Here is a 14,868-nt window from a genome sequence, read left to right as displayed (position 1 = left end):
CACCTATTAGGGAAAATCGTACGGTCTACGTTACAGACGCCAGATATGGAGATCCTTTGTGATTTCTGTACCTGCCAAGGTTCGATATTGCGAAATATCGGGCAAATACGGGTGGTACCACGGAAGCTACAGCCTTTCGTCCCTCAGTAACAGCAAGTCTGTTCTAGGGATGGAAGGTTTTTTTGTTTTTACAAATGTCAGATGTATGTAAATTTTGTGAAGGAGGATGACCAATGAGTGCACAAATTCCTGAAGTTCGGTCAACCGATGAATTACGTGAAAAGTGGATGAAACCTGAAGTGATTACAGGTTCGGAAATTTTGCTCCGTAGCCTGTTGCTGGAGGGAGTAGATTGTGTCTTCGGATACCCTGGTGGTGCAGTGCTTTACATTTATGATGCCATGTACGGCTTTGAGGATTTCAAGCATGTCCTCACCCGTCACGAGCAGGGAGCCATTCATGCGGCAGATGGTTACGCACGTGCCAGCGGTAAAGTCGGCGTCTGTATCGCGACTTCCGGACCTGGAGCAACCAACCTGGTAACCGGCATTGCGACGGCTTTTATGGATTCGGTGCCGTTAGTGGTCATCACGGGTAACGTTGTATCTTCCCTGATCGGCACGGACGCTTTCCAGGAAGCCGATATCACGGGAATCACGATGCCGATTACGAAGCACAGCTATCTGGTAAGAGATGTAGAGGATCTGCCGCGAATCATTCATGAGGCGTTCCATATTGCCAACACGGGCCGCAAGGGTCCGGTACTGATTGATATTCCGAAGGATATATCGGCAGCCCAAACGCTTTTTGTTCCGCAAACGGGACCTGTGACCATGCGAGGTTATAACCCGAAAGTATTACCAAACAAAATTCAGCTAGACAAGCTGACTCAGGCTATTGCTGAAGCGGAACGCCCATTTATTCTGGCAGGTGGCGGGGTTGTATACTCCGGCGGACATGAGGCACTTTACGAGTTTGTTCGCAAAACGGAAATTCCGATTACGACAACATTGCTGGGATTGGGCGGTTTCCCAAGTGGTCATGAACTGTGGACGGGAATGCCGGGGATGCACGGAACGTACACCTCCAATCTGGCGATTCAACAGTCGGATTTGCTAATCTGTATCGGTGCCCGCTTTGATGACCGGGTGACAGGCAAGCTGGACGGCTTTGCTCCTCACGCCAAAATCGTCCATATTGATATCGATCCTGCTGAAATCGGTAAAAACGTACCGACAGACATTCCGATTGTAGGCGATGTGAAAGCGGTACTGGAATTGCTGAATCAGGATGTGAAACGCGCGAATCGAGCGGATGCATGGAGAGCGCAAATTCAACAATGGAAAAATGAGAAGCCTTATTCTTATAAGGATTCGGATACAGTGCTTAAGCCACAATGGGTTGTCGAGTTGCTGGATGAAACGACCAAAGGCGGCGCAATCGTAACGACGGACGTGGGTCAGCATCAAATGTGGGCGGCGCAGTATTATAAATTCAATCAGCCGCGCTCATGGGTAACATCCGGTGGACTAGGTACGATGGGATTTGGTTTCCCTTCCGCGATCGGCGCTCAGATGGCGAATCCCGACAGACTGGTTATTTCCATTAACGGAGACGGCGGTATGCAGATGTGTTCGCAGGAGTTGGCCATTTGTGCAATCAATAACATCCCGGTCAAAATCGTAATCATCAACAATCAGGTGCTGGGGATGGTTCGACAATGGCAGGAATTGATCTATGACAATCGCTATAGCCATATTGATCTGGCCGGAAGCCCGGATTTTGTGAAACTGGCTGAAGCATACGGCGTAAAAGGACTGCGTGCTACGAATAAGGAAGAGGCACGTCGGGCTTGGCAGGAGGCGCTTGATACACCCGGACCGGTCGTTGTCGAGTTTGTGGTCAGCAAGGAAGAGAATGTATATCCGATGGTGATGCAAGGTTCGACGATTGATCAAATGCTGATGGGGGACGAGTAAAATGACGATTAAAAATACCATTGCTGTACTGGTAAATGATCATCCCGGCGTTTTGCAGCGTGTGTCCGGCCTGTTTGGTCGCCGTGGTTTTAACATTGAGAGCATTACCGTGGGTCAATCGGAGGAAGCTGGATTATCCCGTATGGTCATTGTGACCATAGGAGATAAGAACAATCTCGAGCAGATCGAGAAGCAGCTTTACAAGCTGGTTGATGTAATCAAGGTTATTGATCTTAGCTCCAAGCCGATGGTTGCGCGGGAGTTGGCGATGATTAAGGTGAAGGCAGAACCACCTCAGCGGCCAGAAATTATGGGCGTCGTGGAAACGTTCAGAGCAGCCGTAGTTGATGTTGGAACGACGAGCTTGATTGTTCAGGTCATTGGTGATACCGAAAAAATTGATGCCATGATCGAGTTATTGAAGCCTTACGGTATTCGTGAGCTGACCCGAACCGGGGTTACAGCCATGATACGTGGCAATGCTTAATACGGAGCTTTAACGAATTACCGCTTATAGCGCATTACATCAATAAAGAACCGCCCTCATAAGAGCGGGGGCTCGAAGAGATTTTCAAGTTTTGGTAACGAGGCAGAGTCTCTTGGAGTACCCGCTCATTATGAAGGGTCCAATTAAAAGGAGGAAATTAACCATGGCAGTTACAACGTACTACGAAAAAGATGCAGAGCTCAGCGTATTGAAAGGAAAAACGGTTGCCGTTATCGGTTACGGTAGCCAAGGACATGCTCAAGCACAAAACTTGCGTGACAGTGGTCTGAATGTTGTTATCGGTTTGCGTGAAGGTAAATCAGCAGATGTTGCAAGAAACGACGGTTTTGAAGTTCTGAACGTGGCTGATGCAACGAGCCGTGCAGATGTGGTTCAAATTTTGTTGCCGGATGAAACACAAGCTTCTGTGTACAAAAATGAAATTGAACCTAACCTGAAAAAAGGCGCAGCTCTTTTATTCTCCCATGGTTTCAACGTTCATTTCGGACAAATCGTTGCTCCTAAAGATAGCGATGTATTGCTGGTTGCTCCAAAATCCCCAGGACATATGGTACGTCGTACCTATGTAGAAGGCTTTGGCGTACCGGGTCTGATCGCAATCGAGCAGGATGCAACAGGTCAAGCGAAAGAAATCGGTCTTGCTTATGCCAAGGGTATTGGCTGTACACGTGCAGGCGTGATCGAAACCTCCTTCCGTGAAGAAACGGAAACGGATCTGTTCGGTGAGCAAGCGGTATTGTGTGGCGGCGTGAGCGCACTCGTTAAAGCAGGTTTTGAAACGTTGACTGAAGCAGGATATGCTCCTGAAATGGCTTACTTCGAATGTTTGCATGAGCTTAAGCTGATCGTTGACCTGATGTATGAAGGCGGATTGGCAACAATGCGCGATTCCATCAGTAACACAGCGGAATATGGCGACTATGTAACTGGACCACGTATCGTAACAGAAGATACGAAGAAAGCAATGAAAGACGTATTGACTGACATTCAACAAGGTAAATTTGCTCGTGACTTTATCCTTGAAAATCAATCCGGACGTGCATTCCTGACGGCTACTCGCCGTAATGAAGCTAACCATCCGATTGAAGTGGTGGGCGGACAATTGCGCGAAATGATGCACTGGATCAAAAAATAAGATCTTTTTGTAAAACGAGTTCGAAAACATGATTCATTTATAAGGTAATCTTACAATGCGGCCCTGCTTATTGCGTGAGCCGCATTGTAATTTAATGCTTCTATCCTAAGGGAGGTGCGTTGCGTTGCGCAAAATATATATATTTGACACAACGTTGAGAGACGGAGAACAGTCACCTGGTGTGAACTTGAATACCCGCGAGAAAGTAGAGATCGCCTACCAGTTGGAAAAGCTGGGTATCGACCGTATGGAAGCTGGCTTTCCGGCTGCTTCTCCGGGTGACCTGGCTGCTGTCAATGCAGTCGCCAAGGCTGTCAAAAATTCGACGGTTATTGGTCTTTCGCGTGCGAGGGAACAGGATATTGATGCGGTCCGCGAGGCACTTAAGGGAGCTCAGGACCCATGTATCCATATCTTTTTGGCAACTTCTCCGATTCACCGTCAGCATAAGCTGCGGATGGAGAAGGCACAGGTATTGGAGACTGCCCGTTCAGCCATTCGTTACGGGTTAAAATATTTGCCCAAGGTAGAGTTTTCCCTGGAGGATGCAGGTCGTACAGAGCTTGATTTTGTAGTGGAAATGGTCACCATGGCTGTACAGGAAGGCGCGTCTGTCGTCAATATTCCAGATACCGTGGGTTACTTGACCCCTTATGAATACGGCAACATTTTCAAGCATATTAAGGAAAATGTGGTTGGTGTGGAAAAGATTCAATTGAGCGCACATTGCCACAACGACCTGGGAATGGCTACGGCGAATACACTGGCTGCGATCCTGAACGGGGCGGATCAGATTGAGGGTACCATTAACGGTATCGGTGAACGTGCCGGAAATACCGCTATTGAGGAAATTGCAATGGCGCTGGAGACGAGACAGGAATTTTTCCAGGCCAAAACGTCTCTGCAACTGTCCGAGATTGCACGTACGAGCCGGTTGGTCAGCCGTCTGACGGGTATGGTCGTGCCAGGCAACAAGGCGATTGTTGGAGCGAATGCTTTTGCGCATGAATCGGGTATTCACCAGGATGGCATGTTGAAGGAAAAAACGACCTACGAAATCATGACGCCGGAAAGTATTGGTCTGAAGGAAAGCAAGCTGGTACTGGGCAAGCATTCCGGTCGCCATGCTTTCCGCGAACGTTTGATCGAACTGGGCTACGAATTGAGCGAAGAGGAGTTGAACCGCTCTTTCGGACAGTTCAAGGATTTGGCTGACAGGAAGAAAGAAGTATCGGATGATGATATTCTGGCGTTGCTGGAAGAAAAACTGGCCGATTCACCGGAAGTCTTCAAGCTGGAAACGATTTTCGTAACCTATGGCAACGAGGCTACACCTTCCGCCAAGGTACGTCTGGTTACCGACGAAGGTCAGGTTATTGAGACGGAAGCTGAAGGGAACGGTTCGGTCGATGCGATTTACAATGCGATTGACCAAGCCAGCAGAGAGGCAGTCGTTCTTTCGGATTACTCGATCAAGTCTGTTACCCAAGGTAAGGATGCTCTGGGTGAAGTGCATGTCGTGTTGACCCAAAACGATCTGTCTGTACAGGGACGTGGGGTAAGCACTGACATTCTGGAAGCAAGTGCCCGCGCTTATGTGGATGCATTGAATGGCTTGATCGACAAGCGTAAAACCTATAGCAATCGTGTAGATTACAAGTTCTAAGGATTGCAAATCAAGCAATTTGGAGTTTACAGGATCGGGTATTTCCGGTCCTGTTTTGTTTTGTCTTACTACAGATTTTTAGCTTATAGGCTAAGCCTATTAAATTGATAGATTCTATATCTTGGTCAAAGCCCTGTCATGTATGTTACAAAGAAGGTATAAATAATACGCCCGTAAGGCTGTAAAACAAGAGGAGTGTACGTGATGGCAGACGTGAAAAAGATTGCGGTAATAGCTGGGGACGGAATCGGCCCGGAAGTGGTCGCTGAGGCAGAGAAAATTTTGAAGCGTACGGAGGAAGTGTTTGGTCATTCATTTGAAACGGAGCATGCACTGTTCGGTGGAATTGCCATTGATGAGAAGGGTACACCATTGCCGCAAGAAACGCTGGCTGTCTGCCAATCTGCAGATGCCGTACTGTTGGGAGCCGTAGGTGGTCCCAAGTGGGATAACAATCCGAAGGAGCTTCGCCCTGAAACAGGGCTGCTGGGTATACGCAAAGAGCTGGGCCTGTTCTCCAATCTTCGTCCGGCTGTCGTCTTCGATTGTCTCAAGGACGCATCGACACTGAAACCTGAAGTGCTGGAAGGTACGGATCTGATCGTTGTGCGCGAGCTGACAGGTGGCATCTACTTCGGTGAGAAGTTCAGACGTGAAAGCCCGCAGGGTGAGGAAGCTGTCGATACATGCGCATATAATGTAACGGAAGTGGAGCGTATTGTTCGCCAATCTTTCGAAATTGCACAGAAGCGTCGCAAAAAGCTTGCATCAGTCGACAAGGCCAATGTGCTGGAAACTTCCCGTTTGTGGCGCGAAGTGGTTAACCGGGTCGCCGTGGACTATCCGGATGTTGAGCTGGAGCATGTACTGGTTGATAACTGCGCAATGCAATTGCTGCGTCGCCCGTCCAGCTTTGACGTCATCGTGACGGAAAATATGTTCGGCGATATCCTTAGTGACGAAGCGGCTATGCTGACTGGTTCCATCGGTATGCTGTCCTCTGCTTCTCTCGGAGAAGGCAGCTTCGGTCTGTACGAGCCGGTTCACGGCTCAGCACCGGACATTGCGGGTCAAGGACTTGCTAATCCGATTGCTACGATCCTTTCCGTTGCTTTAATGTTCCGTATGACTTTCGGATATGAGAAAGCTGCTGACGCCATTGAGAAGGCGGTAGCAGAGGTACTGGATGCCGGACATCGCACAGCCGATATCGCGGTGGATAAATCCAAGGCCATCTCGACAACACAAATGGGTGATTTGATCGCAGCGGCTATTCGATAAAAGCTTAGCAGCTTCCTTGAAATAAGGTAGCTGATTATACAGCAAGTGCATGATACAGCAGCTCCTGAGCCATCAGGGGCTGCTGTTATATCCGGAAGTGTACAACCTGATGAATGTGTATAAATTGTGAATTTTTAAAAGCTAGTTTAAAGTAATTCTAAAAAAGTAATGGTTACAATATTGACTTTGATTTCTGCGAATGATAACATTTATCAAGTAGGTTGTTTTAATACAATACAGATGATTGAGGAAAACACATTTGATGTTTTTCTTACATATTTTAAAAGGAGGATTTCATATTATGGCAGAAAGATTGGTAGGAAGACCCGCACCTGATTTTGCATTGGAAACAGTGACTGGAGACGGTCAAGAATTTGGTTCGGTGAAGCTTTCCGATTACCGTGGCAAATGGCTCGTATTCTTCTTCTATCCACTGGATTTCACTTTTGTGTGCCCAACAGAAATCACAGCATTGAGCGATGCTGCTGACCAATTTAAAGAGCTGGATACTGAAATTCTGGGTATCAGTGTAGACTCCGTGCACAGCCACAAAGCATGGATCAACACAGCTAAAGAAAACAACGGATTGGGCAAACTGAACTTCCCGTTGGCTTCTGATATCACTAAAAAAACAGCAAGCGATTATGGCGTTCTGATCGAAGAAGAAGGAGTTGCATTGCGCGGCTTGTTCATCATTGATCCTGAAGGCGAATTGAAATATCAAGTGGTTAACCACAACGACGTAGGTCGTAGTGTAGAAGAAACATTGCGTGTACTACAAGCTTTGCAATCCGGCGGCTTGTGCGCAATGAACTGGAAACCAGGCGACAAAAACCTGTAATATAAGCTTTAGAAGAAGTTGAACATTAAACTTGCAAGCCCCCAACAAGCGGTTTTTTTACCGACATTGGGGGCTTGCTTGCCTATGCTATGCAGGAAAAGAGTCTATGATTATGTGTGTTTGAAGTGAACAGTGCAGGGTGAAATAAGAAATAATTGTGGAAATGTTACTGTGTTTTGGAGGAATTTCAACTGGTGAAAGCGAATAAGGTAACATAGAGGATAAACAAGGCAGAACAGGTTTTGTTCAGAGGAGGCTGAGCCCGGATGAGTTATTGCTGTGGAGCAAGCATGGTAGGAACCAAGGGAACGCTGAAGCATTACCGCACCCAAGTCCATAATGTTCCTTTGCTGTTTTGCCCGGTATGTCGTCGCATTGAGGTCCATTATAAAGTCGAGAATGAGTATGAAATTTTGGCTGAGTATGCACATGGAGACGGGGCAAGCGAGATTGATTTTCAGGACTACGTCATGGAAGATGATGATACAATATTTGAGAATTGTGTGAATCGGGAGAGTGAAGATGCGTTTGAAATTGTGAAGCGCCAAATTGACATGTCCCTGGATTTATTGATGGTAGCTAAACAGATGAACGATGAAAAATGGCAGGGAGAGCTCAAGAGAAGACTGGCTGTTATGAGCCAGAGACGCTCTCGGCTTCAGCATAATAAGAGCGGCAGTTGACATCCTACACACCAAAGAAGCTCTCACACCTGGAGAGCTTTTTTGGTGTGTAGGGCGCTTATTCCTAACTTATTATTTCGTTTTTGGTAATGTTGCGCAGATATTATGACGAAAGAAAACAGGATAAAAATGTGAATTCGACACTTTTTCCGGTTGACTGGAATCCTAAGTCTTGTCTATCATAAAATTAGACTCTCAATTGGACAGAGATGGTCGGAATTTTATGAATCTGTTTTCTAACCGTTGAAGGGTAGTCGATAGATGATGTCTTTCTCTTCTTCAATAATGTTAAGCGTCCGATACGGCCAGTTTATCATTCCGAAACAAGGGGGAAGCCTGGCATGATCAGTGAATTCCAAGAGGCCTTGCTTGATACCGTGGGAGCTTGTCCTTCCACACAGATCGCCAATAACAAGTATGAAAATGTGCTGGAGAACCTGGATAGTGGTATCATGCTGTTTGACAGTGACGGGGTACTGACCTTTATTAACGTGCAAATGGCCAAACTGCTGGAACTGCCGCGTAGTTCGCTGGCAGGTCGCAACTTGATGCAAATTTTGCATCATCCCGAGTTAAGCCGATTTAAGAAGAAGAAAATTATGCGAATATACAAAGAGACCATCTTTCATAGAAAGCGCTATCATGAATTGATTGATGAGTATGGCCGGCATTGGTTGATTACGGTGACCTACGGGGATCAGATGGATGGCGATTTTTTGTTCAGTGTCAAGGATGTGTCGGATTATAAGCAAATTGAGCAGACGGCGTATCAAAATGACAAGCTCGCGATGTTAGGACGCATTTCCGCCTCGATTGCTCATGAAATCCGTAACCCGCTTACCGCCATCCGGGGCTTTATTCAATTACTGCGGCCGCATCTGGTGGAACTGGGAAGAGATGAGTATGCTCGTATTATTTTGACAGAGATAGATCGCGCGAATGACATTATTTATGAGTTTCTGAATTCGTCCAAGCCTTCAGCTCCGCAAAAAACCGCTGTACCTGTGATGGGTCTGCTGAAAGAGGTTGTGATGCTGACCGAAAGCGAGGCGCTGATGAAGGGTTGCCAGATCGCGCTGGATGAAAATAGTACGCTCATGAAGGTTTCCATTGATGTAAAGCAAATTAAGCAGGTCATTCTCAATATGATCAAAAATGCAATGGATGCCATCGAAGGTATCGGAGAAGACCGTGAGGGATGCATTGATATCCATACGGTGCTGGAAGGTTCGTATGTTCATATTTGCATTGAAGATAACGGTTTGGGAATGGATCACAATACATTATCACGTTTATTTGATCCATTTTTTACAACGAAAGAAAGTGGTACCGGCTTGGGACTGGCAGTGAGCTATCGGATCATCAAAAATCACGGGGGCTTTATTCATGTAGACAGTACACATGGAAAGGGGACACAGTTTAAAATCACGCTTCCTGTAGTTTAGTGTTCTGGGACTTTCACAAAGGGATGTAGTAGGTACTGATTCTTTTGTGTTGTACAGAACTGGGGCATAGGTATCACTCATTTGAAAAAGACCGGATAGAGCGCATGATCTGAAGAGATGATGCGCTTTTTTGGTTCTGTAAGCTTATTTATTTGCGTAAATACGAAAATGAAATAATGAATATAAGACTAAAAAATGATTCACCTTTCACAGATTAAATGTTATTATGTACCATAATCCGTATTTATTTTTGATACTAAAGACTTAAAAAACGGCTTCCAAAGCTGTCAAACGTCTTAGATGATCGGAATTTCCGATATGCAGGGGGCTGAAGAGGCTGAATGAGTACACGGCTGGAAGTAAAGAAAACGATAGGCATCGGTATTGCTGCGCTAGTTCTGTTTGTTTTGGTTCAGTTATTTCATGTAACTTTGAATAAGCTATACTCCCATAATGTTTTTTTCTTGCTATACCCCATTGCAGGATTCGTCTGTGCGGCGATCTGTTTCTCTATTTTTTATCAATCCTGGTCGGTTTTGCTGGAGCAGTTATCCTGGCAGAGACTTCTCATCGCGCCCACATTTCTGGTGGCTGGTCTGCTTTACCTTGTTCATATCGTCTCGTTTAGTTTTGTTAGCCTGACGGACTTTGTTTTGTCTCCGGATATTTCGCTGTGGCTTCTTTATGTGAACCGTGTCTTCACCTCTATTATGCTTATAGTCATTTGCTCCCTCCCTTTTAGAAAAGCCGAATCAGGATACAAGAAAACCGCTTTATGGATAGGGATATGTTTTACTTTGCTGATCCTCGGGACCATTCAGATATACGAGTCGCACTTACCGGATCTGCGTATAAGTCACGAGAGGATCTTGAACTGGGTTATCCTGTTTCTGCTTGTATCCAATTTTATTTTAGGTGCACGAAAATATTCCCGACATCTCCCAGCGGAATTTGGTATGTTGCTTATGCTTCGCGGGATTGGGCTGTGTATCGTGAGCCAGTTGTTTTATTTGTCCTCCCGGCAAATGAGTGATATAAATCACCTTATGGGACTTTTGATGAGTGCTATTGCATTCTATGATCTGCTGAGCGGATTGGTTCGGCTAATGGTCCTTGTTCCATACCAGGAAAAGAAGGCGGCAGAATCTGAATTTAATTACATAGCCTATTATGACGATATCACAGGGCTGCCGAATCGTCGGCGTCTTTCACAACGTCTCGAGCAATCTCTGCGCAATTCATTAAAACCCGATGAAACCGCAACTCTTTTAATACTGAATATTGACCGATTCAAAACCATTAACGATTCGCTGGGGCATACGGCAGGGAATTATTTGCTCTATGTTGTAGGCGAACGCTTGGAGCATTTTTGCCGTGAAGGCGAGGATGTTTTCAGCATGGGCGGAGATGAGTTTGCGTTTCTTCTCACGGGCTACAAGGATATAGATGCCATGAAAAATCGTATTGATGATATGGTAAAGTTATTTGAGCAGCCTTTTGATATTAATGGTGAATATTATCATGTTATGGTGAGTATGGGAATAGCTTTGTACCCACTGGATGCCACTCAGGGTGAGCAGCTCATTCAGCACGCGGATACCGCTGTTCATAATGCCAAGGAGCAGGGAGTGAATTTTCAGCGGTATACCAGTGGCATGCAGATGCGGGCGCAGGAAAGGCTCCAATTGGAAAATGATTTGCGGCGCGCGCTCGAAAATGAGGAATTTTCACTGGTGTATCAACCGCGTGTTCATTTGCAAAGCGGTGAACTGACGAGCTTGGAGGCACTGGTGCGTTGGAATCATCCTCATCGCGGAATGGTGATGCCGGGAGATTTTATTCCGGTGGCCGAAGAAAGCGGCCTGATCGTGCCTTTGGGGGAATGGGTGCTACGGGAAGCGTGCCTGCAAAACAAGCGCTGGCAGAAGGCCGGATACCAGCCGATTCCGATATCGGTGAATCTATCCATGCGCCAATTTCAGCAAAAAAAGCTGGTGGATGTGATTCGTGGCATTTTGACCTATACGGAACTGGAACCGTGTTATCTGGAGCTGGAGATTACAGAGAGTATGACTTTTGATAAGGATCGAGCCTTTGAGCAACTGAAAAAAATAAAAGCTATTGGTGTCGCAATCAGCATCGACGATTTTGGAACAGGCTATAGCTCGTTGCATTATTTGAAAAATCTTCCGATTGACCGTCTTAAAATTGACCGTTCCTTTGTCAATGAGGTGCTGGTCGACAGCAAAAATGCGGCTATTGTGTCGACCATTGCCTCCATGGCCCACCATTTGAAGCTGAAGGTTACGGCTGAAGGAGTGGAAAATGAGGGTCAGCTCCAATTTTTACAGGCTCAGGATTGCCATGAGGGACAAGGCTATTATTTCAGTCGGCCCATTCCGGCGGAATCCTTTGAAAACTTGTTTTTGCGCAAACCTATGAATTGGCTGGTGCAGGATGGTATGTAGTTTGCTTGCAATTTACAGGCAGGTAAGTTATACTAGATAACATCCTGATTCTGCTGGTTGACAACAGTTTGATTGTGTCATATATAAGAATTGAGATTTTCTAAAGTGCGGGTGTAGTTCAATGGTAGAACTTCAGCCTTCCAAGCTGATAGCGTGGGTTCGATTCCCATCACCCGCTTTGCCGTAAAAATGCTCGAAACCCTTGCGGCGCAGGGGTTTTTATTTTTGCCCATAGCTCGACGTATGACAGACTCCTTTTTAAATGGGGCAATTGGATTACATATAGATTAGCCGGGATGCAAATCGGGTGTCCAGGCTTGTTTGCGTTCTTACGAACTATTTTTACACTATTAACCGGGGGCATCCAAATTTGCTAATCATAAGTATGGCCTCATTCTGGGTTATCCTGATGATGGCAATAAAAGCTACGATGGCTTACCTCATATCACTATCGCCAATAATTATTTTGAAAATTTGCAAGTTCGCGGGCCCGGGCTTATGAGATATGGATATTTCCATGTTAAAAACAAATAATTTTGATGCACAATGGATTTGCAAATACGTTCTGATCTGCTATACTGGCTGCAAGCAAGTATTCCGTGAAAAGGAAGGTAACTATACGTCCGATGAAGTAAGCACACTGATTTTCCCCATAAACTGCACAGTTACTGGCAGGCGGCTGTATGCTGCAACGGGAGAAGTGTGTCTGAAATGAGGTTTGGGACGTATACGTTTGCTCCGTAACGGGATTATGCTTTTCTCCGTTTACGGTTCTCTTTCTCACAAACGTATGTTCTGAAACGATTCATAGCAGTCATTCTATATTCCTTGTATGCAAGCCGCAGCCTTCTGCGGCTTTTTTTATTGCTTTCGGTATTGGAACCGGACAGGGAAAGGATGATTACCATATGAAAACCATTTTGCGTATCCGCAATGTGATAAAGGATTGGAACGGAACGTCTTTGTTTGAGAATGTATCGATGGATGTGACGGAGGGGGAACGACTCGCCCTGTTCGGAAGAAATGGAGCCGGCAAAACGACGCTATTGCGGATACTGTTAGGCGACGAGGCGCCGACTTCAGGTAAGGTAGAGCATGAATTACCGCTGGAGGAGCGGGGCTGGCTGAAGCAGCAGGACACCATTCAATTCGCCCGAACTGCACTTGAGGCGGCACAGCAGGCCAGTCCTGAGCATTGGCGAGTCAGGATGACGCTGAAGCAACTGGAGGCCGAAATTGCCCATAAGGGTGAGGAAGCAGAGCGTCATCTAGAGCAATATGGCGAGCTGATGGATGAGTACGAGCGGCTGCAAGGTTTTGCGTGGGAGTCCGAAGTGGAAAAGGCGCTGACCCGGATGGGCATGCCTGCTAAGACGTGGCCTATTGCCTATGGTGACCTGAGCGGAGGGCAGAAGACGAGAGTGCGGTTGGCCGGACTGATGGTCAGACAGCCGAAGCTGCTGGTGCTGGATGAACCGACCAACCATTTGGATGCCGAAAGTCTGGTTTGGCTGGAGCAGTGGCTGTCCACATATCAAGGGACACTGTTGTTTGTATCGCATGACAGAGCCTTTTTGGATCGGGTAGCTACAGGTATATGTGAGCTGACGTCAACGGGCATTCGCCGCTATAAGGGTGGCTATACTGAATATAAGTCGCATAAGGAACGGGAGCTGCGGGAGCAGGAAGCCAACTATCGGAAGCAGGAACTGGCACGGCAGGCGTTGGAGGAGACGATCCGAAATTACCGGGAATGGTTCCATCAGGCGCACCGGGCAGCTTCCAATGTGGAAATGGCCGTTACGCAAAGCTTTTATAAGGCCAAGGCTAATAAAAATATTTCCCGTTATCATGCGAAGGAGAAGGAGCTGGAACGGCTGGAGGCCAACCGGGTTGAGCAGCCGCGCGAAGTAGCATCTTTGCATATGAAATTAAGTGACAGCGGGTTTCAGGCCAAATATCTGCTGCGCGCCGAGCATGTCTATTTTAGCTACGACGACCATACCATTGTACAGGATCTCAACCTGAACATTGCACGTGGCGATCGCCTGGCTGTTCGGGGGCCGAATGGGATTGGCAAAACAACGCTCCTACGGCTGTTGACGGGTCAGCTGGAGCCGTATAAGGGTAAGATCACAGCGAATCCACAGCTGAAAATCGGATATTTTTCACAGGAACTGGAGCAGCTTCCAGAGGATCAGACATTGCTGGATAGTTTGCTTGCGCTCCCCACCATGACGCAGACGGAAGCGAGAACGGTGCTGGGATGCTTTCTTTTTGCCAGAGAAGATGTGTTCAAGAGGATCGGGACGCTTAGTATGGGTGAGAGATGCAGGGTGGCCTTTCTACGCTTGTATTTTAGCGGAGCCAGCCTGCTGGTGCTGGATGAGCCGACCAATTATTTTGACATTGAAACCCGTGAGATTGTAGAGGAGTCCTTGCGCAGTTACGGCGGGGCGCTGGTGCTTGTCTCGCATGACCGGGAGCTGGTGCGCCGGACGGCAACCCGTTTGCTTGATATGCAGCCTGGAGGCGTTTATGAAATCTACGAAGGGACCGCCGACGAAAAGAAGGAAGATCAGCAGAACCTTCAACAGGAACCAGAGGATCAGGAGCAGCGCGAGGAGCGTCTGCAATTGCAGTTGCGTCTTACGGAACTGATGGGTACGGTCGGGCTGGACGATGAAAATGAGGAACTGTTGTCGGAAATCAGGCGTATTCGTGCCAAACTGGATCAGTCGGATTAAACGGCTGCGTCAGAATGGGTAAAACCGTATGCCCGGCTTGCCAAAGCGCTAGGGTTTGCATATAATAATGAGCAATAGTTCGAAATTTGAAAATGTCTTGATGGAGAAGAGTAGG

Annotated in this window: 11 protein-coding genes, 1 tRNA gene and 1 pseudogene; all 13 read left to right on the top strand. The window is 46.9% G+C overall.

Annotated features, from left to right (window positions below; all coding sequences use genetic code 11):
* Window positions 1–233 precede the first annotated feature (233 nt).
* The 13 genes and pseudogenes from ilvB to abc-f all read left to right on the top strand — a co-directional run bounded on the left by ilvB (window position 234) and on the right by abc-f (window position 14,753).
* Complete coding sequence (gene ilvB, locus E0698_RS10390; protein ID WP_134910569.1) at window positions 234–1,979, top strand: biosynthetic-type acetolactate synthase large subunit; 1,746 nt, start codon at window positions 234–236, stop codon at window positions 1,977–1,979.
* A 1-nt stretch (window position 1,980) separates the two neighbouring features.
* Window positions 1,981–2,466, top strand: a complete 486-nt coding sequence (gene ilvN, locus E0698_RS10385; protein ID WP_134910568.1) for an acetolactate synthase small subunit — start codon at window positions 1,981–1,983, stop codon at window positions 2,464–2,466.
* 163 nt (window positions 2,467–2,629) lie between these two features.
* Window positions 2,630–3,622 (top strand): ketol-acid reductoisomerase, encoded by a 993-nt coding sequence (ilvC, locus tag E0698_RS10380; protein WP_014280566.1) that lies wholly within the window; start codon window positions 2,630–2,632, stop codon window positions 3,620–3,622.
* Window positions 3,623–3,746: 124 nt separating this feature from the next.
* Complete coding sequence (locus tag E0698_RS10375) at window positions 3,747–5,288, top strand: 2-isopropylmalate synthase (protein WP_192511493.1); 1,542 nt, start codon at window positions 3,747–3,749, stop codon at window positions 5,286–5,288.
* A gap of 204 nt (window positions 5,289–5,492) precedes the next feature.
* A complete protein-coding gene (leuB, locus tag E0698_RS10370; RefSeq protein ID WP_044646662.1) occupies window positions 5,493–6,569 on the top strand; it encodes a 3-isopropylmalate dehydrogenase in 1,077 nt (358 codons plus the stop codon).
* 301 nt (window positions 6,570–6,870) lie between these two features.
* Window positions 6,871–7,410, top strand: coding sequence for a peroxiredoxin (locus E0698_RS10365; protein WP_014280569.1), 540 nt, complete (start codon window positions 6,871–6,873; stop codon window positions 7,408–7,410).
* A 266-nt stretch (window positions 7,411–7,676) separates the two neighbouring features.
* Complete coding sequence (locus tag E0698_RS10360) at window positions 7,677–8,093, top strand: hypothetical protein (RefSeq protein ID WP_007429530.1); 417 nt, start codon at window positions 7,677–7,679, stop codon at window positions 8,091–8,093.
* Window positions 8,094–8,434: 341 nt separating this feature from the next.
* A complete protein-coding gene (locus E0698_RS10355; protein WP_134910565.1) occupies window positions 8,435–9,538 on the top strand; it encodes an ATP-binding protein in 1,104 nt (367 codons plus the stop codon).
* A 341-nt stretch (window positions 9,539–9,879) separates the two neighbouring features.
* Complete coding sequence (locus E0698_RS10350; RefSeq protein ID WP_192511492.1) at window positions 9,880–12,006, top strand: putative bifunctional diguanylate cyclase/phosphodiesterase; 2,127 nt, start codon at window positions 9,880–9,882, stop codon at window positions 12,004–12,006.
* Window positions 12,007–12,113: 107 nt separating this feature from the next.
* Window positions 12,114–12,184 (top strand) — tRNA-Gly (locus tag E0698_RS10345).
* A gap of 185 nt (window positions 12,185–12,369) precedes the next feature.
* Window positions 12,370–12,534, top strand: a pseudogene (locus E0698_RS10340) (pectate lyase family protein); the annotation flags it as partial.
* Window positions 12,524–12,721 (top strand): hypothetical protein, encoded by a 198-nt coding sequence (locus E0698_RS10335; protein WP_192511591.1) that lies wholly within the window; start codon window positions 12,524–12,526, stop codon window positions 12,719–12,721. The pseudogene E0698_RS10340 and the gene E0698_RS10335, both read left to right, overlap by 11 nt.
* A gap of 193 nt (window positions 12,722–12,914) precedes the next feature.
* The gene (gene abc-f, locus E0698_RS10330; RefSeq protein WP_192511491.1) at window positions 12,915–14,753 is read left to right on the top strand and encodes a ribosomal protection-like ABC-F family protein; all 1,839 of its coding nucleotides are present in this window, start codon (window positions 12,915–12,917) and stop codon (window positions 14,751–14,753) included.
* Window positions 14,754–14,868: the final 115 nt, after the last annotated feature.

It is taken from the genome of Paenibacillus sp. 23TSA30-6 (assembly GCF_014858585.1).
In the GTDB taxonomy this organism is placed as follows: Bacteria; Bacillota; Bacilli; order Paenibacillales; family Paenibacillaceae; genus Paenibacillus.
The sequence above is the reverse complement of the archived record's forward strand: the minus strand, read 5'-3'. Positions and strand labels throughout refer to the sequence as shown.